The organism is Ideonella alba (assembly GCF_018069875.1).
GTDB lineage: Bacteria > Pseudomonadota > Gammaproteobacteria > Burkholderiales > Burkholderiaceae_C > Ideonella > Ideonella alba.
Genome location: NZ_JAGQDF010000006.1, coordinates 213,066 through 235,441, shown reverse-complemented (window position 1 = coordinate 235,441; position 22,376 = coordinate 213,066). Strand labels below are relative to the sequence as shown.

14 protein-coding genes are annotated in these 22,376 nt (G+C 71.1%); 3 read left to right on the top strand and 11 right to left on the bottom strand.

What is annotated here, in order from left to right:
• The first annotated feature begins 36 nt into the window (after positions 1-36).
• Entirely contained in the window at positions 37-969 is a 933-nt protein-coding gene (locus tag KAK07_RS12640; protein WP_210861103.1) for a prenyltransferase, read from the top strand.
• Positions 970-993: 24 nt separating this feature from the next.
• Here KAK07_RS12640 and KAK07_RS12635 read toward each other — a convergent pair whose 3' ends face one another.
• On the bottom strand, positions 994-2,655 hold the full coding sequence (locus KAK07_RS12635) for a ShlB/FhaC/HecB family hemolysin secretion/activation protein (RefSeq protein WP_210861101.1): 1,662 nt from the start codon (positions 2,653-2,655) through the stop codon (positions 994-996).
• A gap of 65 nt (positions 2,656-2,720) precedes the next feature.
• On the bottom strand, positions 2,721-7,919 hold the full coding sequence (locus KAK07_RS12630) for an MBG domain-containing protein (protein ID WP_210861099.1): 5,199 nt from the start codon (positions 7,917-7,919) through the stop codon (positions 2,721-2,723).
• A 335-nt stretch (positions 7,920-8,254) separates the two neighbouring features.
• Between KAK07_RS12630 and KAK07_RS12625 the strand changes: the two genes are divergently transcribed.
• Positions 8,255-8,749, top strand: coding sequence for a nuclear transport factor 2 family protein (locus tag KAK07_RS12625; protein ID WP_247664348.1), 495 nt, complete (start codon positions 8,255-8,257; stop codon positions 8,747-8,749).
• Between the two features lie 40 nt (positions 8,750-8,789).
• Here the strand turns inward: KAK07_RS12625 and KAK07_RS12620 are convergent, their stop codons facing one another.
• Positions 8,790-9,065, bottom strand: a complete 276-nt coding sequence (locus KAK07_RS12620) for a DUF2164 domain-containing protein (RefSeq protein ID WP_210861097.1) — start codon at positions 9,063-9,065, stop codon at positions 8,790-8,792.
• 7 nt (positions 9,066-9,072) lie between these two features.
• Positions 9,073-10,770, bottom strand: a complete 1,698-nt coding sequence (locus KAK07_RS12615; RefSeq protein WP_210854707.1) for an ABC1 kinase family protein — start codon at positions 10,768-10,770, stop codon at positions 9,073-9,075.
• 98 nt (positions 10,771-10,868) lie between these two features.
• Between KAK07_RS12615 and KAK07_RS12610 the strand changes: the two genes are divergently transcribed.
• Positions 10,869-12,710, top strand: coding sequence for a sensor histidine kinase (locus KAK07_RS12610; protein WP_210861095.1), 1,842 nt, complete (start codon positions 10,869-10,871; stop codon positions 12,708-12,710).
• On the opposite strand, the gene lspA is transcribed toward KAK07_RS12610, so the two are convergent.
• The 7 genes from lspA to KAK07_RS12575 all read right to left on the bottom strand — a co-directional run bounded on the left by lspA (position 12,687) and on the right by KAK07_RS12575 (position 22,247).
• Positions 12,687-13,202, bottom strand: a complete 516-nt coding sequence (lspA, locus tag KAK07_RS12605) for a signal peptidase II (RefSeq protein ID WP_210861093.1) — start codon at positions 13,200-13,202, stop codon at positions 12,687-12,689. The genes KAK07_RS12610 and lspA overlap by 24 nt on opposite strands.
• Positions 13,202-16,135, bottom strand: coding sequence for an isoleucine--tRNA ligase (gene ileS, locus KAK07_RS12600; protein ID WP_210861091.1), 2,934 nt, complete (start codon positions 16,133-16,135; stop codon positions 13,202-13,204). Before ileS ends, lspA begins: the two co-directional genes overlap by 1 nt.
• Before the next feature lie 203 nt (positions 16,136-16,338).
• The gene (locus KAK07_RS12595) at positions 16,339-17,313 is read right to left on the bottom strand and encodes a bifunctional riboflavin kinase/FAD synthetase (protein WP_210861089.1); all 975 of its coding nucleotides are present in this window, start codon (positions 17,311-17,313) and stop codon (positions 16,339-16,341) included.
• An 8-nt stretch (positions 17,314-17,321) separates the two neighbouring features.
• On the bottom strand, positions 17,322-19,118 hold the full coding sequence (locus KAK07_RS12590; protein ID WP_210861088.1) for an ATP-binding protein: 1,797 nt from the start codon (positions 19,116-19,118) through the stop codon (positions 17,322-17,324).
• The gene (locus tag KAK07_RS12585; protein ID WP_210861086.1) at positions 19,119-19,820 is read right to left on the bottom strand and encodes a pseudouridine synthase; all 702 of its coding nucleotides are present in this window, start codon (positions 19,818-19,820) and stop codon (positions 19,119-19,121) included.
• Between the two features lie 98 nt (positions 19,821-19,918).
• A complete protein-coding gene (locus tag KAK07_RS12580) occupies positions 19,919-21,052 on the bottom strand; it encodes an acyl-CoA dehydrogenase family protein (RefSeq protein ID WP_210861084.1) in 1,134 nt (377 codons plus the stop codon).
• Position 21,053: 1 nt separating this feature from the next.
• Positions 21,054-22,247, bottom strand: coding sequence for an acyl-CoA dehydrogenase family protein (locus KAK07_RS12575; RefSeq protein ID WP_210861082.1), 1,194 nt, complete (start codon positions 22,245-22,247; stop codon positions 21,054-21,056).
• Positions 22,248-22,376: the final 129 nt, after the last annotated feature.

Sequence of the window (22,376 nt, the reverse complement as noted above, 5' to 3'; positions counted from 1 at the left end):
GGGCCCCTGTCCATTTCTGCCGTATGCTGGGTACCCATGGCAGTATCTGAGCACATCGCACGGGCCGGCCGCTGGGTGGCGGCCAGCCGCCCCGGCTTCCTCAGCGTCACGCTGGTGGCCGTGACCACCGGCATCGCCCAGGCCCAGGCCTGCGGCTGCGGCTGGGACCCGCTGGGTGCGGTGGCCACCGTGCTGCTGGCGCTGCTCACCCATGCGGCGGTCAACCTGTGGAATGACTATGGCGACGCGGTGGGCGGCTCGGACGCCGTCAACACCGGTCGCATCGGCCCCTTCACCGGCGGCTCGCGCTTCATCCAGGACGGTGTGTTCAGCGCGGCGCAGGTCCGGACGGCGGCGATCAACCTGGCCATCGTCGTCATCGGCGGCGGGCTGCTGCTGACCGCGCGCGCCGGCCCCGGTCTGCTGCTGGTGGGGCTGGCGGGCGCGCTGCTGGGCTGGGCCTACTCCAGCCCGCGCGTGGCGCTGATGTCGCGCGGCCTGGGCGAGTTGTCGGTGGCCGCCGGCTGGTGGCTGATCGTGGTGGGCGCCGACTATGTGCAGCGCCACGCCTTCAGCGCCATCGCCATGGTCAGCGGCGTCAGCCTGGCGCTGCTGGTGATGAACGTGCTGTGGGTGGCGCAGTACCCGGATGCCGCCGCGGACGCCACGGTGGGCAAACGCACCCTGGTCGTGCGCTGGGGGCCGCGGCCGGCGGCCTGGGCGCACCTGGGCAGCGTGCTGCTGGCCCACGGCTGGCTGCTTGCCTGGTGGCGGGCCGACGTGCTGCCGATGACCGCGTGGTGGGCGCTGGGCTCGCTGGCGCTGTCGCTGCCCAGCGCGGTGCTGGTGATCGCCCGGGCCGACCGACCCGCCGTGCTGAAGCCGGCCATCGTGCTGGCGATTGCCGCGGCAGTGAGCCACGGCGCGCTGTTGACCGCCGCGTTCGTGGCGATCGCGCGCCTGCGCTGAGCAGCCGCAGCGCAGCCGAGGCCGTCAGTCGAAGCGGTAGGACGCGACCACGAACGCGCGCGGCCGGCGGTCCGCGGTGTCGGCCGTCGGCGCGCCGCCGCGCACCCGCTGCGACAGCGTGGCCTCCACGCTGGCGTGCTGGTGCAGCCAGCGCAGACCCAGTCCGGCACCGGCCAGCGAACGGCGCGCCTGGCTGTCGACCGACCAGGGCTGCTGGTTGGTGCGCATGCGCCCGCCATCGGCCAGCGCGAACATCGTGACCGCGCCCAGGTCCCAGCGCAGCTCCATCTGACCCAGCCAGCCGGCATCGCCACTGGCTTCGCCCAGCGGGTAGGCGCGCACGCCCAGGAAGCCGCCCAGGCCGAGCTTTTCGGAGGCGTCGAGGTTCTTGGCCGCCGCCTGGGCCGAGAACCGGCCGTACAGGCTGAAGGGCCCGCCCAGGCGCTGGATGCGGGCGATGTCGAGGTTCCACTTCTGGAAGTCGCCCGCACTGCGGGCCGTGACGGCATCGGTCACGGTCGAGGCGGCGTCCAGCGACAGGCTGCCTAGCGTCAGGCTGGTCGAGCCGTAGGTGACGCCGCCGCCCAGCCAGTCGTCGCGGTGGTCGAACTGCAGCCCCAGCAGGGCCAGGCGGCTGCGCTTGTCGCGCTGCAGGCTGCCGCCACCGAAGTCGTCATGCAGGCGCTTCTCCTGCAGGCCCAGCGACACGCTCAGGTTGCTGCGCTGGGTCCGCTGGACCGCCTGGCTCAGCCGCAGGCCCAGCACATCGGCGCGCCCCTGGGCGTCCAGGGCCGAGAAGCCGCCGCTCAGCTGGTAGCTGGTGCGCGCCAGCGACAGGCCGCCACGCAGGCCCCGTCCATCGAGCGGGCTCTCGTACTCGGCCGAGCCCAGCCACATGCGCTTGTCGGTGGCCAGCGCGGTCAGTGCCACGCGGTCGCCGAAACGCCACGGGCTGTTGATCGACACCGATGCGCGGGCGCGGTACTCGCCCGTGGCGCGGCTGCCGGCGTTGTCCAGGCCGACCTCGCCGCTCCAGTGGTTGCGGCGTGCCACCTCCACCACCAGGTCGCCTTCACCGCGGCCCTGGCCCGGGCGCAGCGTGGGCTGGACCCGGAAGCCCGGCTGGTCGTTGAGCAGCAGCATCGCGCGTTCCAGCGCGGCGGTGTGGATGGCATCACCCGGCGCGAGGTGGGCGTCCAGGAAGGGCTGCGCGCCCGGCACCAGTGGATCGTCGCCCACGGGTGTGATCCGGCCGTACACGCCCTCGATGACCTGCAGCCTCAGCTCACCACTGGCCAGGCTTTGCGGCGGCAGCACGGTCTGGGTGAAGGGGTAGCCGCGATCGCGGTAGAGCTGGGTCACCGCCTGCGCCAGGGCCTGCAGCCCGGCCAGATCGAACAGGCGGTCTTCCAGGGGCCCCAACGCCGCCAGCAGGCTAGGCGCGTCAATCAGCGTGTTGCCGCTGACCGTGATCGATCGCAGCGCGGTGCGCAGGCCGCTGCCGCTGGGGGCGGCCACCGCCGGGGCAGATGCCGGTGCAGGCAGCACCGGGTCGCTGAGCTGCGGCTGAGGGGGCACGGGCTGCTGCAACTGCATGCCGGCGCCGGTCTGCGCCAGAGCGGCGGGAACCAGCAGGGCCGAGGCGAGCGCCAGCGCCAGGCGGGTGGGAACGGGAGCGAGGGTCATCGTGGGAAATTGGATCGCGTGGCGGTGCCGCAGCATCACCGGAACAACAGGGGAATCAGAGGTGATCAGCGTGCCGGCGCGCGGTCTGGCGCGTCGACGTTGATGCCGCCATCGACCACGAAGACATCCAGCGGACCATTGGCGCTGGACACGGCCACGCCGGCCAGACCGGCGCGCGCGGCACGTGGGCCGACGGCAGCCGGCGCTGCCGGGCCCGCACCGGCCGGTGCGGCAGCCACGCCGCTGGTCGGCGCTGCGGGCGCGTTGTCTGCAGTCGGCGCCGAGCTCATCGGCACGTAGTTCAGGCTGCCCAGCGTGGGCTCGCTGGCCTGGCTGCCCAGGGCCGGCAGCGCGTTGTCCGGGAAGTTCGGGACGGGTGCGGTGCGCGGCAGGAAGGCGTCTGCGTTGCTGGCCGGCGCGGTCACGCTCAGCGCGTCCAGGTTGCCGGGCGCCTGCACGAAGACGTAGTCGCCGTAGCGTGCGCTCAGGCCGCTGCCGACCACGGCGTAGGAGCCTGGCGCGCTGCTGGCGTCGGCCGTGCTGGTGAAGACCAGGGTTCCGGTGGTGGCGCTGGCCAGCGTGTCGTTGCCGACGAAGCCGGTGACGCTGCCGCCGAGCACCGGATTGGCGCTGCCCTGGGTGCGCGACGCCGGCTGGGCCGCCAACGTCAGCGTTGCCGGGGTGATGAGCAACTGGCCACCGACATAGTGGATGTCGTAGTTCGCCGAGCTCAGGCCCTGCGGCAGGATCACACTGCTGCCGGCATGCAGCGCACCCTGGGCGCTGCCGCCGTAGCTCAGCGTGCCGGCCAGCACGCTGGCCGACTCGCCGTTGACGAAGCCGCTGAACTGCACGCCCTGGCCGCCGTGGAAGGCCTGGCCGTCGTAGACCTTGGCCACATCCGCCGCCGTCACGGTCAACGAGGCCGGCGTGATCGTGCCGATCGAGCCGCTGGCGCTGGTGGGCAGCACGTAGTTCGACAGATCGGTGCCGCCGCTGGCCACGAAATCCGAGGCCTGCAGCGTGGTGCTCACCAGCTTGCCGGTGCCGGCCTGCGCATTGGCGTACTCGCCCGCGCTGCGTGTCACGGTGGCGCCATCGCTGCCCACGAAGCCGCTCAGCACGAAATTGCCCGGCACGAGGGTGGCGCGGGTCGTGCCGTCGTAGACCTTGCTGGTCTGGCCAGACAGCGCCGCGGTGATCGCCACCAGGGCGGCGCGGTCCACGGTCAGACTGCCGTTGGCAAAGACGATGGTGTAGTTGGCGGCGGTCAGTCCCTGGGGCGTGATGGTGTAGGTGCCGGCGTTGCTGGCGCCCTGGGCGCTGCCACCGTAGCTGAGCGTACCGCCCAGAACGCCGGCCGACTCGCCATTGACGAAGCCGCTGTAGCTGACGCCGTTGCCGCCGCTGTAGGCCTGGCCGTCGAAGGTCTTGCGGGCGTCATGGGCGGTGACCGTCAGCGTGGCCGGCGTGATGCTCAGCGCCTGGGTGTTGCCCGCGGACTGGACGAACACATAGTTGCCGTGGTTCGCCGTCAGGCCGCTGCCGCTGATGCCGTAACTGCCGACGCCACTGCCGGTGCTGGCGGTGGTGCTGAAGGCGGCCGTGCCGGTGGTGGCGCTGGCCAGGGTCTCGCCATTGACGAAGCCCGTGACGCTGCCACCCAGCGCCGGGTTGACCGCGCCGTAGGTGCGCGAGGCCGCGTTGGCGGTGTAGGTCAGCGTGGCCGGGTTCACGATGAGTGTGCCGCTGGCGAAGCTGATGTTGTAGTCCGACGAACTCAGGCCCGCGGGGGTGATCAGGTAGCTGCCGGCGTTGCGGGCGCCTTGCGCGCTGCCGCTGTAGCCGAGCGTGCCGCCCAGCACGCTGTCCGACTCGCCGTTGACGAAGCCCGAGTAGCTGACGCCGTTGCCGCCACTGTAGGCCAGGCCGTTGTAGGTCTTGCTGTCCCCGTTGGCGGTGATGGTCAGCGCCGCCGGCGTGACCGCCAGGGCGCTGCTGTTGCCGGCGGCCTGGGCGAAGGTGTAGTTGCCGTGGTTGGCACTCAGCCCCGAGCCGTTGACCGCGTAGCTGCCCACATGGCTGGCGCTGGTGGCCGCGGTGCTGAAGCTGGCGGTGCCGGTGGTGGCGCTGGCCAGGGTCTCGCCGTTGACGAAACCGGTGACGGTGCCGCCCAGCGCCGGGTTGGCCGCACCGTAGGTGCGTGTGGCGCTGCTGGCGGTGTAGGTCAGCGTGGCGGGCGTGATGCTCAGTGCGCTGGCATTGCCGGCGTCCTGCACGAAGACATAGTTGCCGTTGTTCGCCGTCAGGCCGGCGCCGGTGATGCCGTAGCTGCCGACATGGCTGCTGCCGGTGGCGGTGGTGCTGAAGGCGGCGGTGCCGGTGGTGGCGCTGGCCAGGGTCTCGCCATTGACGAAGCCGGTGACGCTGCCGCTCAGGCTGGGGTTGGCAGCGCCGTAGGTGCGCGAGGCAGCGCTGGCGGTGTAGGTCAGCGTGGCCGGATCGACGCTCAGCGTGCCATTGGCAAAGCTGATGTCGTAATTCGACGAGGTCAGCCCGGCCGGCGTGATCGCGTAGCTGCCGGCGTTCGTCGCACCTTGCGCGCTGCCGCCATAGCTGAGCGTGCCGCCCAGCACGCTCGCGGTCTCGCCGTTGACAAAACCCGAATAGCTGACGCCGTTGCCACCACTGTAGGCCAGGCCGTTGTAGGTCTTGCTGGCATTGGCCGCGGTGATGGTCAGCGGCGCAGGCGTGATGTCGGCGGTGGTGCTGATGTTGCCCGAGGCATTCACGGTGTAGTTGCCGGCATCGGCCCCGGTCAGCGACACGCCGCTGACGTTCACGGTGATGCCCTGGCCAACGTTGGCGCTGGTGAAGCCGCCGGTGGCCGATACCGTCACCGCGTCACCGTTGACGATGTCGCTGCTGGTGACATGGGCCGCCGTGGTGCCGTCGTACACCTTGTTGCCCGCCGAGAAACTGTTGATCGGCCGCGCGGTGATGGTGTAGGTGCCCTGATTGAAATAGGCCACCGCGTAGGTGCCCGACTGGTACGTGGTGGGGTTGGTGCCCGAACTGGTCAGCGAGGTGTAGCTGCCGACGTTCTTGCTGGAGGTGGAGAAGCTCAGCGGGCCCAGGTCGGTGTAGGCAAAGCCGACCGGGCCGCCCAGTGCGCTCAGCCCCAGGCCGCTGGCATCGGTGGTGCCGTCATAGGTGCGGGTGGCGCTGCCGGTGAAGATGTAGATCGGGTACATCGCCATGCTCACCGCGTTGTAGCCGGCCGAGGTGTAGCTCTGGTTGCCGCCCGGGATGACCATGGTTCCGCAGTTGGGGTAGCCGGGGTGGCACGGCGGGCTCTGCGTGAAGGTGGCCGCCTGGTTGGAGCCGTTCAGGCGGAACAGGAAGTGCGCCACGCTGGGCGCCCAGAACTGGATGCGCGCCTGGCTGCCATTGCTGGTCAGGCCCAGCGAGCCCAGCGCGTTGAGGTCGTTGGTCGCATCGACGAAGATGCCGCCGCCTGCGGTGCTGGTCTTGAAGGTGGTGGTGGTGCCCGACGAGGCTTCCAGGCCGAAGGCGAAGACCTTGGCGTCACCGGTGCTGCGCGCCCCGATGAAGAGGTTGCCGCCGCTGGTGTCCACCGTGGCCCCAGACAGCACGTACACGCCGCCGTTGACGCCGGTGTAGGCGCCGCCTGCGGTACCGGCCGAGCGGCCGTTGATGGTGATGTCGCCACCGCCCGAGCTGATCGACACGTTGCTGCCGATCTTCACCGCCGCCGTGCTGGCGCTGCTGTTGAGCGCATAGCCGATGCCGTAGGCCTGGCTGCTGGTCACGCTGCCGCCGGCACCGCCGATCAGGATGCGGCCGCCGTTGCTGCTGAGGTTGGCGTTGATGGACACACCGCCCAGCGTGCTGGCCGCATTGTTGGCCGAGCTGAGCGTGATGCCCAGCGCGCCGGCGCTTGCGCTGATGGCGCTGTTGACGATGATGTTGCGGTCGGCGCGCAGCGTCAGCGTGGCGTTGCCGCCGGCGCTCTTGGTGATCGCACTGCTGACCGTGATGTCGCCACTGCCGCTGGCCGTGGCGCCGTAGCTGCTGTTGTTGGTCTGGGTGGTGACGGTGACACTGGTGCCGCTGTTCAGCGCCGAGGCGATGTTGCCGGCGGCCGTGGCGTTGATCGTGTAGTCGTACGGGTCGATCAGCCACTGACCGCCCGCGCCATCGCGCGCCCCGGCCGTGACCTGCAGCCCCGCCTGGGTGTTGACCTGGGCCGCCGAGGTCTCGACGAAGCCCCCTTGGCCGCCGGTCGGCGCGCTGGCGTCCAGCCGGCCCCCCGCGTTCAGCGTGCCGTGGCCCATGTCGCCCAGCAGCACGATCTCGCCGCGCTCGCCGGTGGACAGCGTCTGCGCCTGGATCACGCCCTGCTGGTTGATCACCGAGCTGCTCAGTGCGTCGGCCGCCCGGGCGGTCAGCAGCACCGTACCGCCATCGGCGCGGATCGCCCCGCCGTTGGCCACCAGGCCGTCCAGCGCACCGCGGTCGATCTGCAGGCGCACCGGGCCGCCCACGTCCAGGGTCATGTCCTGGCCCGAGCCCAGCACCACATGGCCGCGGTCCGCGCGGATCTGGCCTTCGTTGACCACCCGCGCGGCCAGCAGCGCCACCGTGCCGCCCGGCGCCTGGATCTGGCCCTGGTTCTGCACCGTGGCCGTGCTGCTGCCGCTCAGGCGGTAGCGTCCGGCCAGGAAATCGGCATCGCCCAGGTTCAGCGTCGAGGCCACCAGCCCACCGGTGTCGACCCGCGCCGTGGGGCTGAACAGCACGCCATTGGGGTTGAGCAGGAACACCTGGCCGTTGGCCTGCAGCGCGCCCTGGATGGTCGACACCTCGGCGCCCAGCACCCGGTTCAGCGCCACCGAGGAGGCGCCCGGCTGGATGAAGCGCACCGTGCTGCCTGGCGCGATGCTGAAGCTGTCCCAGGAGGTGACCAGCCGCTGGCTGGACTGCTGCACTGTCAGCAGATGCCCGCTCTGGCTGAGCGTCGCGCTGCCGGAGGTCACCCGACCGCCCGTGGGCAGATCGGCCGCCCACACGGCGCCCGCACCCAGCAGCGACGCCGAGGCCAGCAGGCTGCGCAGCACCCGCCCCGCCCGCCCGGACCGCGATTTCCCCCGCCCGGCCGTGCATTCCGCCACGGCCACCCAGGCCTGCAGACGGTCGGACCAGATCAGACGGAAACTGTGGTTCAGCGAGGAAGGGGTCATGGCAAGGCTCAGGGGGATCACACCCACGGCGCCGCCTGTGCGCCGCAGGACCTGAGGGATGTATCGGCGCGTGTGGCCTGCTGTTGAGCGGGAAATGCCCAGCGGCCTCGCGCCATGAGGGCCGCCCGGTGTGCGGCACCTCATGCGCATACGTGCCATGGCGGCCCGAAGGAGAGCAATCACTCACATCTGAGTGTGGATCTGTCGCCGCGGGGCCCGTTCGTCGGCCCCGACTGCAGCTGGTCAGCGGCCTGTGCGGGTGGTCGCCGTGCGCTTGATGGCGCCGGGCTGGCTACCGACGATGTCAGCCTTCCCAATCCGCCCAGGGGTTCCCGATGCCCGCTCTTCGCCCGTCTCTGTGCAGCCTCGTCCTCACCGGCATGGTGATGACCGCCCAGGCCGCTCGCGCCGCCGACGACAGTCCGGTCGAGTCAGCACTTCATCGCACGATCGCCGCGCTCGACAGCGCCGCCTTCGATGCCTTCAACCGCTGCCAGGAACCGGGCCAGCTGGCACGCTACGCCAGCTTCTTCGATCCGGCGGTGGAGTTCTACCACGACCTCGGCGGCGTCACCTGGACCCGCGACGCGATGATCGCGCAGACCGCGGCCAATGTCTGCGGCAAGTTCCAGCGCGAGCTGGTGCCGGGCACGCTGAAGGTCTGGCCGATCAAGGACTACGGTGCACTGGCGCGTGGCGAGCACGCGTTCTGCCACTACAAGCCCGGCGGCGGCACGCACCCGTGCGAGGGCCGTGCCGAGTTCACCATCCTGTGGCGTCTGCAGGACCAGCGCTGGACGATCACCCGCGCCTTCAGCTACGCGCACTGAGTGGGGCGCGAGCGGCGCGATGGCCGGGTGCGCCGCGGCGTCACCGCCGGCCCTTGGCGGCCTTCTCGTACTTCTTCCAGTACCCGAAGGCCTCTTCGTGCACCTCCAGGTCCACCTCGGCCACGCGCGCCTGCAGGCGCTCCTGCACATCGCTGACCGCCTGGTTGTAGACCACCGGGCCGATCTCCTCGAGGAAGAAACCGAGCAGGCCGCTGGCGGCGATGTTGCCGATCGGCTCGTCCATGTGTTCGCGGAAGTAGCGCTCGATCGAGGCGATGGCCTGAGCGCGGACGTCCTTGGGCAGGTCGATGGGCATGAGCACCTCAGTCGTGGCGGCGGGCGCGCAGCGTGCTGCGCACCAGCCAGATGCCGCCCACCGTGGCGCTGACGAAACCCAGCAGGCCGAAGGCGGGCAGGCCGAAGAGCTGTGGCCCGCCGCCCACCGTCATCACGATCGACGAGCCGATGATCAGTGCGGCGATCACCAGCGACACCGCCAGCCGGCTGGCGGCGCGGTCGAGCTGGTCGCCCACATGCTGCAGGTGGACCACGTCGATCGCCACGTTGAGCTGGCCGCGGCGGGCGCTGCGCAGCAGGTGCGAGATGTCGTGCGGCAGCTGCTCGGCCATCTGCAGCACCCGCTGCAGCGAGCTCCAGCCGCGCAGCGCCAGCGCGCGCGGCTGGTAGCGCGCACGCACCACCTGGCGCAGCAGCGGCAGCGCCTCGGTGGCCATGTGGAAGGCGGGGTCGAGTGCGCGGCCCATGCCCTCCAGCGAGATGAAGGCCTTGATCAGCAGGGCCAGGTCCGAGGGCAGGGCCAGGTGGTGTTCACGCAGGATGGCGGTGGTGTCGGCCAGCATCTGGCCCAGGTTCAGCTGGGCCAGCGGGGTGCCGTGGTACTGGTCGACGAAGCCCTCGATCTCGGCCTCGAGCTGGCCCAGGTGGGCGCCGGCCAGGCCGCCGCCCTGGGCCTCGGCCCAGTCCAGCAGCACGTCGGCCACCTGGCGCGGCTGGCGCTGCACCAGGCCCAGCAGCAACTGCAGCAGTTCCTCGCGCCGGCGCTGGCTCAGGCGGCCCACCATGCCGAAGTCGATGAAGGCGATGCGGTTGCCCGGCAGGTAGAAGACGTTGCCGGGGTGCGGGTCGGCGTGGAAGAAGCCGTCCTCGACGATCATCTTCATCACCGCCTGGGCACCGCGGCGCGCCAGCAGCTGGCGGTCGAAGCCCTCGGCGTCCAGCCGGTCCAGCGCCTGCCCAGGCACGCCGCCCACGTAGTGCTGGACGTTGATGCGCTCCTTGGTGAAGTCCCACACCACCGGCGGGATGGCCACGAAGTCCAGCGGCTTGAGGTTGCCCGCGATGCGCTCGGCGTTGCGGCACTCGGCGGCCAGGTCCAGCTCGCGCCGCAGCGAGCGGCCGAATTCGTGCACCAGGCCGCGCGGGCGGTAGGGCGCCAGCGCGGGCAGGCGGTTCTCGGCGATCGCGGCCAGGCGCTCCAGCAGCCGCAGGTCGGCATCGATCACGTCGCCGATGCCGGGGCGGCGCACCTTGACCACCACCTCGGTGCCATCGTGCAGGCGGGCACGGTGCACCTGGGCGATCGAGGCCGCAGCCAGCGGCTCGGGGTCGAAGTGGGCGAAGACGTCTTCGGGCTCGCCGCCCAGGTCCTCGCGCAGCTGGCTGCGCAGGGCCTCCAGCGGCAGCGCGGGGACCCGGCTGTGCAGGTGCTCCAGCTCGGCGATGTACTCGGGCCCCAGCAGGTCGGCCCGGCCGGCCAGGATCTGGCCCAGCTTGACAAAGGTGGGGCCCAGCTCTTCCAGCGCCATGCGCAGCTGCACCGGGCGCGGCAGCCGGGCCAGCTCGGCGGTGCGCTCCAGGCGCATGTGGTGGCCGGCTTTCTCCAGGGCCTCGGTCCAGCCCATGCGCTGGACCAGATCGCCCAGGCCGTGGCGGGTGAGCACCCCCACGATGTCCACCAGGCGACCCAGGTCGCGGGCGGAGACCAGTGCGTCGATCAGCATGGGCCCAGTCTAAGGCAACGCTGAACAAGTCCCACGCGGCGTGCGCACCGAAGCGGCTACCATCGCGGCGCCGCTGCGCCGCGTGCCCCTGCCGCTCCATGCTTCAACGTCTGCTCTTCCGCTCGCTGCTGCGCCTGGCGCTGGCCCTGGCCGGGCTGGGCACGCTGCTGCCGTGTGCCGCCGAGCCGGTGCGCGAGATCGACCACGCCTGGGCCCGGCTGCAGCCCGATGGCGCGGCGGTGGTGGAGGGTGAGCGCGACCTGGGCCGGCGCTGGGACCTGGACTTTCCGGGCCTGGGCGGGCGGGCGCTCTACCGCGTGGTGCTGCCGCCGCGCACCCGCGACGACATGGCCCTGCTGTTCTCGCGCCTGGGCAACCAGGCGGAGATCCGTCTCAATGGGGTGACGCTGCGTCGCCTGGGCGTGCTGGACGATCCGACCTACGACGCGTCGAAGGCGCCGCAACTGCTGCAACTGCCGGCCGCGCTGCTGAGGGCCGACGGACCCAACGAGCTGATGATCGAGGTGAGCATCCAGCGCCAGCGCTGGGGTGGCCTGTCGGTCATGCACTACGGCCCCGAGGCCGAGGTGCGGCCGATGTTCGACCGGCTGCAGGACTGGCGGCAGACCTCGTCCACCGTGTTCGCTGCCAGCCTGGCCATCATGGGCGGGCTGGCCACGCTGCTGTGGTGGCGCCAGCGCGACGCGCTGTACGGCGTGTTCGCGCTGTCGGCCTGGCTGGGCATGGTGCGCAACATCGACCAGATCCAGCCCGAGCCCTGGCTGCCCTGGCCTGTGTGGGGCGCACTGGTGGCCGCCAGCTATGCGGCGCACCTGGCGCTGATCTGCCAGTTCACGCTGATGGCGCTGGGCCGGCTGACAAGGGCCATGACCTGGGGCGTGTGGGGCGTGCTGGGCAGCGCGGCGCTGCTGGCCGCGGCCTCGTTCGCCTGGGCCGAGCCGCTGCTGTGGACGCTGGGTCTGGCGGCGCTGGTGCCGCTGGGCGTGGTGACGGTGATCATCGTCGCGCAGGAGGCCTGGACCAGCCGCCGCACGATCGCGCTGGTGCTGGCCGCGGCCGGCGTGCTGGCGGTGGTGGCGGGCGTGCACGACCTGCTGTGGGTGCGCAGCGTGCACTCCACCGGCCTGCGCCTGACCTGGATGACCCATGTGGTGTTCTGCTTCGCGCTGATCATGGCCGGCCTGGTGGCCGACCGCTTCAGCCGCAGCGTGGCCGCGCTGCGCGCCTCCAGCGACGAGCTGGCCGCGCGCGTGCGCCAGCGCGAGGCCGAACTGCGCAGCGCCTTCGACGCGCTGGAGGTGCAGCAGCGCCAGCGCGCCGTGGCCGAGGAGCGCCAGCGCATCATGCGTGAGCTGCACGACGGCGTGGGCGCCCACCTGGTGGGCCTGATGCACCTGGTGCAGCGGCCGCAGGTCGACCGCGGCGAGGTGGAGCAACTGGCCCGCACCGCGCTGGACGACATGCGCGTGGCGGTGGATTCGCTGCAGGGCGCCGAGGGCGACCTCACCACCGTGCTGGCGATGCTGCGCCATCGCCTGGAGCCACGCCTGAAGGCTGCCGGCCTGAGCCTGGCCTGGGAGATGGGCGACCTCCCCGAGACCGATGGCCTGTCGCCGCAGAGCGTGCTGCACGTGCAGCGCATCGTGCTGGAGGCGGTGACCAACGTCATCCGCCATGCGCAGGCGCACAGCGTGACGATCCGTGCAGAGACCGACCTGCTGGGCGCGGTGGTGCTCAGCGTGGTGGACGACGGTGTCGGGCCCGGCCGCGCCGAAGGCGGCCTGGGCGTGCGCAACATGCGCAGCCGCGCCCAGGCGCTGGGCGCGCAGCTCGACATCGAGCCGGCCTCGCCCGCCGGCACCCGGGTGCGGCTGCGCTGGCCGCGGCCGGCGAACTCAGCTGCGCCGCACGCGCCGTAGCTCGTCCAGCACCAGCAGCACGGCACCCAGCGTGATCGCGCTGTCGGCCAGGTTGAAGGCCGGGAAGTAGCCCTGCGTGAACATCGGCGCCAGCCAGCTCCAGTGGAACTGCAGGAAGTCGATCACATACCCATGCCACAGGCGGTCGATCACATTGCCCACCGCCCCGCCCAGGATCAGGCTGATCGCCAGGCAGAACAGCGTCTGGCCGGCATGCTGGCGCAGCAGGAAGATGATCACCACCGCCGCCACCGTGCCCAGGCCGGTGAAGAACCAGCGCTGCCAGCCTGACGCGTCGGACAGGAAGCTGAAGGCGGCACCGTGGTTGTGCGCCCGCACCACATCGAAGAAGGACGTGACGGTGTGCACCTCGCCCAGCGCGAAGTTGCCGACGATCAGCACCTTGGTGAACTGGTCGAGCAGCAGCACCACGCCGGCCAGGCCCAGCCAGCCGAACAGGCCGGCGCCACCGCCCGCAGAGCGCCGCGCCATCAGGCCACCGAGCGGGCTTCGCCCGCGCCGTGCAGGTTGCTGACGCAGCGGCCGCAGAGGGTGGGGTGCGCAGCGTCGGCGCCCACGTCCTCGCGGTAGTGCCAGCAGCGCTCGCACTTGGCGGCGCTGGCCGGCGTGACGCGGATCGCCAGTTCAGCACCATCGACGACCGTGACGGCCGAGGTGATGGTGACGAACTTCAGGTCCTCGCCCAGCGAGCGCAGCAGCGCGGCGTCGTCGGCGCCGGCGGTGATGGTCAGCGTGGCCTGCAGCGAAGCGCCCACCTGGCCGGCGGTGCGCACCGCCTCGATCTCCTTGTTGGCCGCGTCGCGGATGGCGCGGACGCGCGCCCACTTGGCCAGCAGCGCCTCGTCGGGCGTGGTGAACTTCCAGAAGGTCTCGAAGAAGATCGAGCCCTGGTTGGCCGCGCCGGCCAGCACCGGCCAGGCCTCCTCGGCGGTGAAGCTCAGGAACGGCGCCATCCAGCGCAGCATCGCCTGGGTGATCTGCCACAGCGCCGTCTGTGCGCTGCGCCGCGCCAGGCTCTTGGGCGCGGTGGTGTACAGGCGGTCCTTCAGCACGTCCAGGTAGAAGGCGCCCAGATCCTCGGAGCAGAAGACCTGCAGCTTGGCCACCACCGGGTGGAACTCGTAGATGTCGAAGTGGCGCAGGATCTCGGCCTGCAGCTCGGCCGCGCGGTCCAGCGCCCAGCGGTCGATCTCCAGCAACTGCGCGGGCGGCACGGCGTCCACCGCGGGGTCGAAATCCGAGGTGTTCGCCAGCAGGAAGCGCAGCGTGTTGCGGATGCGGCGGTAGCCGTCCACCACGCGGGCCAGGATCTTGTCGTCGATGTTGAGGTCGCCCGAGTAATCGGTGCTGGCCACCCACAGGCGCAGGATCTCGGCGCCGAGCTTGTCGGTCACCTGCTGCGGCACCACGGTGTTGCCCAGGCTCTTGCTCATCTTGCGGCCCTGGCCGTCGGTGGCAAAGCCGTGCGTGAGCAGGCCCTTGTAGGGCGCGCGGTCATAGATGGCGCAGCCCAGCAGCAGCGAGCTGTGGAACCAGCCGCGGTGCTGGTCGTGGCCTTCCAGGTAGAGGTCGGCCTCGGGGCCCTGGGCATGGAAGGCGCCGTTGGGGTAGGCCTGGGCGTGGCTGCCACGCAGCACGTGCCAGAAGGTGCTGCCCGAATCGAACCACACCTCCAGGATGTCGGTGCTCTTGACGTAGTGCTGCGCGTCCTCGGCCCCCAGCACCTCTTCAGCGGTGGTGCGGCTCCAGGCCTCGATGCCGCCGCGCTCGACGATGTCGGCGGCCTGGTCCAGGATCTCCATCGTGCGCGGGTGCAGCTCGCCGGTGGCCTGGTGCAGGAAGAAGGGCAGCGGCACGCCCCAGCTGCGCTGGCGCGAGATGCACCAGTCGGGCCGGTTGGCGATCATGTCGCGCAGGCGGGCCTTGCCGTTCTCGGGGTAGAAGGCCGTGTGGTCGATCGCGTCCAGCGCCAGCTGGCGCAGCGTGCGCGGCGCCTTGTCCTTGGTGAACACGCCCTCGCCCTCGTCCATGCGGACGAACCACTGCGCCGCGGCGCGGTAGATCACCGGCGTCTTGTGGCGCCAGCAGTGCGGGTAGCTGTGGGTGATGCGCTGGGTGGCGAACAGGCGATCGCTCTGCGCCAGCACCTCCAGGATGCGCGGCACGGCCTTCCAGATGTGCTCGCCGCCGAAGAAGGGCAGCTCGTCCACATAGACGCCATGGCCCTGCACCGGGTTGAGGATGTCGTCGTAGGCCAGGCCGTGGGCCACGCAGCTGTTGAAGTCGTCCACGCCATAGGCCGGCGCCGAGTGGACGATGCCGGTGCCGTCGCTGGCGGTGACGTAGTCGGCCAGGTACAGCGGGCTCAGGCGCCGGTAGCTGTACTTGCCGCCCTGATCGGCCGTGACGGTGTCGTGCAGCGGGTGGCGGAACACCAGGCCTTTGAGCGCTTCGCCCTTCGCAGTGGCGATGACCGTGCCCTCCAGGCCGTAGCGCTGCAGGCAGGCCTCGACCAGCGACTCGGCCAGCAGCAGCACGCCGCGCGGCGTGTCGACCAGCGCGTAGCTCAGCTCGGGGTGGGCGTTGAGCGCCTGGTTGGCCGGGATGGTCCAGGCGGTGGTGGTCCAGATCAGCACGAAGGCCTTCTTGGCGCCCGAAGCCAAGGACTCCGGCATCGCGGCCAGGCCAAAGGCGCGCGCCAGCGCCGCCGGGTCGTCGGCCTCGAAGGCCACGTCCAGCGTGTCGCTCTGCTTGTCGGCGTACTCGATCTCGAACTCGGCCAGCGAGCTGCCGCAGTCGAAGCACCAGTAGACCGGCTTGAGGCCGCGGTAGACGAAGCCGCGCTCGATCACGCGCTTGAAGGCGCGGATCTGCCCGGCCTCGTTGGCCGGGTCCATCGTGCGGTAGGGCCGCTCCCAGTCGCCCAGCACGCCCAGGCGCTTGAAGTCGGCGCGCTGCTGCTCGATCTGCTCGGTGGCGTAGGCCCGGCTCCTGGCCTGCATGTCGTCACGCGTGAGCTTGCGGCCGTGCAGCTTCTCGATCGCGTTCTCGATCGGCAGGCCGTGGCAGTCCCAGCCGGGGATGTACTGGGCATCGAAGCCGGCCAGCTGGCGCGACTTGACGATCATGTCCTTGAGCACCTTGTTCAGCGCATGGCCGATGTGCAGCTGGCCGTTGGCATAGGGCGGGCCATCGTGCAGCACGAACAGCGGTGCGCCGCGGCGGGCCACGCGCAGGCGCTGGTACAGGCCGCCGGCATCGCCAGCCTGGTTCCAGTCGGCCACCCAGCCCGGTTCGCGCTTGGGCAGGTCGCCGCGCATCGGGAACGGGGTGTCGGGCATGTTCAGCGTGGCGCGGTAGGCGCCGCCGTCGGCGTCACGCTTGGGGGAGGTCTTGTCGTTCATGGCGGGGGGCGGCACGCGGCGGGCGCGCGCTGGGCGGAAACGGGGAGGGCACCGGCGGCCGCCGGCGGGGCAGGGCGCGGCCGCGGGCCACGCGCAGGGCATCAGCCGCGGCGAATTCGGTCGCGCGTGGTCTGGCGGCGCGTGCAGGCGTGCACGCACGGCAGGTGGCGGGAGGCGAGCTTCGGGCCCATGGTGGCCCGATTCTACCGCCCGGGGCCGCCGGCGCGGGCGAACCAGTCGCGCGCGTCGGCCACGTCCTTGGCAATGCCCGCCTGCAGCGCTTCGAGCGAGGGGTAGCGCAGCTCATCGTGCAGCTTGTGCAGCAGGTCGACCTGCAGGATGCGGGCATAGCCGCCATCGATGGCCACGCCGGCCGGCCACTCCAGGCAGTGCACTTCCAGCAGCACCCGGCCGGCGTCCTCCACCGTGGGCCGCACGCCCAGGCTGGCCACGCCGGGCAGCGGCTTGTCGGCCAGGCCATGCACCTGCACGACGAAGATGCCCTGGGCCGCCGGCAGCCGCGAGGGGAAGCGCAGGTTCAGCGTGCGAAAGCCCAGGTCGCGGCCCAGCTTGCGGCCATGCACCACATGGCCGGTGATGGCGTAGGGCCGGCCCAGCAGCCGGGCAGCGCGGGTCATGTCGCCGGCGGCCAGGGCCTCACGCACGGCCGAGCTGGACACGCGCAGGCCATGCACCTCGTAGCTCATCATCCGTGCCACGTCAAAGCCCAGGCGGCTGCCCTCGGCATCCAGCAGCGCGTAATCACCGGCACGCTTGGCACCAAAGCGGAAATCGTCGCCCACCAGCACGTAGCGGGTGTTCAGGCGGCGCACCAGCACGTCCTCGATGAAGGCCAGCGGCGGCATGCTGGCCAGCGCTTCGTCGAAGCGCAGCAGCACCACCTCGTCAACGCCGCAGCGCTCCAGCTCCTGCAGCTTGTCGCGCAGCGTGGCGATGCGCCGCGGTGCCAGCTCGGGCTGCCCGGCGCGGGCGGCGAACCAGTCGCGCGGGTGCGGCTCGAAGCTCATCACCACGCTGCGCAGGCCGCGGTGGCGCGCCTCGTTGTTGAGCAGGGCCAGCATGGCCTGGTGACCGCGGTGCACGCCGTCGAAGTTGCCGATGGTCAGCGCGCAGCCGGCGCCGGCGGGGTCAGGGATGTGGCCGCGGTGGACTCGCATGCCGCGGATTATCCCCGGCGCAGGTGGCGCGCCACGACCAGCGCAAGGCGCTCGCGGGTGAAGGGCTTGGAGAGGTAGTCGTCCATGCCGGCGGCCAGGCAGACCTCGCGGTCACCGGCCACCGCATTGGCGGTGAGGGCCACCACGGGCACCCGCAGCAGGCGGTTGGCCAGCTCGATCTGGCGCCAGCGCCGGGTGGCTTCCCAGCCGTCGAGCTGCGGCATCTGGCAGTCCATCAGCACCAGGTGGGGCCGTTGCTGCTGCAGCGCCTGCAGGGCCTGGACGCCGTCGCGGGCTTCGCGCACCGTCAGGCCCAGGCTCTCCAGCATGCCGCGGGCCACCAGGGCGTTGACCTCGTTGTCCTCGACCAGCAGCACCTCGCCGCGCAGCAGGCTGGGCGCCTGCGGGTCGGTGACATCGACCGGCGTCTGGCCGTCCACCGGCGGTGCGTCCAGCGTGAAGTGGAACTGCGCGCCCTGGCCGGGGCGGCTGCTGGCGACCAGGTTGCCGCCCATCGCGCGCGCCAGCTGCCGCGAGATGGTCAGGCCCAGGCCGGTGCCCGCGGCGCGGCCGTCCTCGCCGCGCTCGAAAGGGTCGAAGATGCGCTCCAGCAGCGCCGGTGCGATGCCGCGGCCGCTGTCGCTGACGGTGAACTGCAGCTGGTCGCCGCGCTGGCTCAGTGTGACGCGGACCTCGCCCTGGTCGGTGAACTTGAGCGCATTGCCGACCAGGTTGTGCAGCACCTGGCGCACCCGGGGCGCGTCGAGCATCAGGCACGCCGACACGCCGGGCTCGATGCTGCACAGCAGGCGTAGGCCACGTGCCGCAGCGATCGGCTGCAGCAGGCCGGTGACCTCGTGCACCAGCAGCGCCGGCTCGGCCGGCTCCGGGTGCAGCTCGAAGCGGCCGAACTCGATGCGTGAGACGTCCAGCAGGTCCTCGATCAGCGTCAGCAGGTGGCCGGCCGACTGCTGCACCACCTGCAGCCGTTCGCGGCGCGCGGGCTGGGGCTCGGCGTCCATCAGCAGCTCGGTCATGCCCATGATGCCGTTGAGGGGCGTGCGCAGCTCGTGGCTGACGGTGGCCAGGAAGCGGCTCTTGGCGCGGCTGGCCTCTTCCACGCGGCGCAGCGCGGTCTCGCGTTCGTCGGCGATGGCGGCGTTCTCGAAGCGCAGGCGCAGCAGTTCGGTCTTGTGCACATAGGCCCGGCGCGACTCGCCCAGCAGCACCGCGAAATAGATGAAGATGCCACCGGTCATCAGCCAGGTCACATCACCGCGGTCCTGCCACAGCTCATGGGCGACGATGGGCAGCAGCACGCCGCTGAGGTAGAGCACCACATGGCTGGCGTGGCTGGTCAGCGTGAAGACGCCGATGGCCGCCACGCCCACCAGACCGGCCAGCAGCGAGCCGTCGAGCATCAGGTTGTTCGAGGGCACGAACAGCGGCCAGGCCAGGCCCCAGGTCAGGCCGTCGACCACCACGCCGGCCAGGTGGCGGTGGTGCCACACGCGGGGCTGGGCGCGGCGGTCGGGCGAGCGCATGTACAGCCAGGCGTCCAGCGCGCGCAGACCGATGATCAGGGTCTTGGCCAGCAGCCAGCCGCCGGCCAGCCAGGTGCCGGCGCCCGGCTGGAAGGCCCAGGCCAGCAGGGCAGCAAACAGCACGCCGCCGGCCAGCGCCTGGGGCGTGTTGGCGTACAGGGTCTCGATGCGGTCGGCTTCGATCAGGCGGTCGATCTCGGCCGTGTCCACCGGGGTGGAGGCCACGCTCTGCGAAGGCTGGAAGCGGGGCGGCTGCAGCATTCAGCGCTCCGGCGCCAGCACGGTGGCGGCGTCGGTCCAGGTCCAGCCGCCGGGCGGCAGCTCGGGCGGCAGCACCTGGCCACCGAAGCGGCTGCGGTGCAGGCCTTCCACCCGGTTGCCCACCGCGGCCACCATGCGCTTGACCTGGTGGTACTTGCCTTCGGTCAGCGTCAGCCGCAGCGCGTGGCTGCCGCTGGCCTCGCAGGCGGCAGCGCGCACCGGCGCCGGGTCGTCGTCCAGCACCACACCGGCCAGCAGGCGCGCCACCATCGCCTCGTCCACCGGGTGCTTGCAGGCCACCTCGTAGACCTTGGGCACATGGTGCTTGGGGGAGGTCAGCCGATGGATCAGCGCGCCGTCGTCGGTGAGCAGCAGCAGGCCGGTGGTGTCCTCGTCGAGCCGGCCGATCGGCTGCACGCCGCGCTGGCGCAGCGGCGCCGGAAGCAGGGTCATCACGCTGGGGTGATGGCGCGGCTTCTGCGAACACTCGTAGCCGATCGGCTTGTGCAGCAGGACCAGCGCCTTGGCGTGGAAGGGCCAGGGGCGGCCCTCGACCTCCAGCACCAGAGCGTCGGTAGGCAGGTCTTCGGCGGGGTCGTCCAGCACCCGGCCCTGGTGGCGCACCAGGCCAGCCCAGACCAGGCCTTCACAGGCGCGCCGGGTGCCGAAACCCTGGCTGAACAGGATCTGGGCGAGTTTCATCCGGGCCTCGCACAGGCGGGCCGGAGGGCAGGGAGGGGCGCGTGCCGATCGGGCATGCGCCGATGCTAATGCGAATCGGCGCCCCTGCCCGGTAACGATCAGGCAAAGACGCCTGCGCTGTCCTGCATTCTTGACGAGACCTCGCCCAGGTGGTGGAGGGTGTCGCCGAACTGCATCTCCAGCATGGCCAGGCGCTTGAAGTAGTGGCTGCCCACGTACTCGTCGGTGACGCCGATGCCGCCGTGCAGCTGCACGCACTGCTGACCGATGAAGCGCGCCGACTGGCCGATCTGCACCTTGGCCTGGCTGATCGCGCGGCGCCGTGCCGCGGCAGGCTCGCCCAGCTTGAGGCTGGCGAAGTAGCTCATCGAGCGCGCCAGCTCCAGCTGCATCTTCACGTCGGCGATGCGGTGGCGCAGCGCCTGGAAGCTGGCCAGCGTCACGCCGAACTGCTTGCGCGTGTTCATGTACTCCACGGTCAGCGCGGTCAGGCGCTCCATCAGGCCCACGCCTTCGGCGCAGACCGCGGCGATGCCGATGTCCACCGCCCGGCTCAGCACACCGAAGCCATCGTCGGTGACCAGCGCGGCGGGGGTGTTGCTCAGCGTCAGCTCGGCGGCGCGGGCGCCGTCCTGCGTGGGGTAGCCGCGCACCGCCAGCCCGGCAGCGCCGCGTTCGACCAGGAACAGGCCGATGCCGGTTTCGTCGGATGCACCCCCGGCGATGCGGGCCGGCACGATGAAGGCGTCGGCCTCGTCACCGGCCGGCACCACGCTCTTGGCGCCGCTGAGCATCCAGGCCTCGCCCTGGCGGCTGGCGCGCGTGTCCACGCGCTGCAACTGGTAGCGCGCGGCGCGCTCCTGGTGCGCCAGCACCACCAGCGCCGAGCCGTCGGCGACGCGCGGCAGCCAGTCGGCTTGCAGCGCCTCGGGGGCGGCGGACAGCAGGGCCGGCGCCACCAGCGCGCCGTGCACCAGCGGCGCGTTGACCAGACCACGGCCCAGCTCTTCCATCACCACCATCGCCTCGACCGGGCCGAAGCCCATGCCGCCCATCGCTTCCGGCACGGCCAGACCGGTCAGGCCCAGCTCGGCCAGTTCGGCGTAGACCGCGCGCGTCGCGCCACCCGCCTTGGCCAGCGCGTGGCGGCGATCGAACGAGAAGCCCTTGTCCACCCAGCGGGCCACGGCCTCGCGCAGCGCGTTCTGGTCGTCGGTGAAGTCGAAATCCATGTCAGGCTCCCAGAACCGTTTGCGAGACGATGTTGCGCTGCACTTCGTTGCTGCCGCCGTAGATCGTCGTCTTGCGGGTGTTGAAGTAGACGCTGGCCAGCGGCGCGCAGTGGGCGGCGCCGACGTGGTCGCCCTGCCAGCCGGCCTCCATCGCCTCGTGGATGAAGGGCAGGCTGTAGGGGCCGGCGGCCAGCATCATCAGCTCGGTGTAGCGCTGCTGGATCTCGCTGCCGCGGATCTTCAGCAGGCCGGCGATGTCCAGGCTCTGCTTGCCGCTCTTCTCGGCCGACAGCACCCGCAGCACCAGCATCTCCAGCGCCACGATGTCGACCTCCAGCAACGCGATCTGGTCGCGCAGACGCACATCCTCGTAGACACCCTCGGCCTTCGCGATGCGCTTGAGCCGCTCCAGCTCGCGCTTGGCGCGGTTGACGTCGGCGATGTTGGTGCGCTCATGCGCCAGCAGGTGCTTGGCGTAGGTCCAGCCCTTGTTCTCCTCGCCGATCAGGTTCTCGGCGGGCACCTTCACGTTGTCGAAGAAGACCTCGTTGACCTCGTGCTCGCCGTCGAGCGTGATGATCGGTCGCACCGACACGCCCGGGCTCTTCATGTCGACCAGCAGGAAGCTGATGCCGGTCTGCGGCTTGCCTTCGTTGCTGGTGCGCACCAGGCAGAAGATCCAGTCGCCATGCTGGCCCAGCGTGGTCCAGGTCTTCTGGCCGTTGACCAGGTAGTGGTCCCCGCTGTTGTCATGGACACGTTCGGCCCGCGTCTTCACCGACGCGAGGTCCGAGCCCGAGCCCGGCTCGGAGTAGCCCTGGCTCCACCAGACGTCGCCGCTGGCGATGCCGGGCAGGAAGCGCTGCTGCTGCTCGGGCGAGCCGAAGGCCATGATCACCGGCGCCACCATCACCGGCCCGAAGGGCACGATGCGCGGCGCGCCGGCCAGCGCGCATTCCTCTTCGAACAGGTGCTTCTGCACCGCGTTCCAGCCGGGGCCGCCGAACTGCTTGGGCCAGCCGTAGCCCAGCCAGCCCTGGGCGCCCAGGATGCGGGCCCAGCGCTGCATGTCGTCCTTGGACAGGCGCAGCGCATTGAGCACCTTGTGGCGGATGTCGTCGGGCAGGTGGGTGGCCACCCAGTCGCGCACCATCTGCCGAAAGCCCAGTTCTTCGGGCGTGAAATTGAGGTCCATGGCCGGTCTCCAGTTCAGCCCCGGTTTTTAGCACGATCGTTCGATTTGGTCTTGTCCCGACCGTGACAGGCCAAGGGGCGGGTTTGCCCGCGGATCGGCTCAAGTCGTCGGGCGGGCCGCCGACATGCA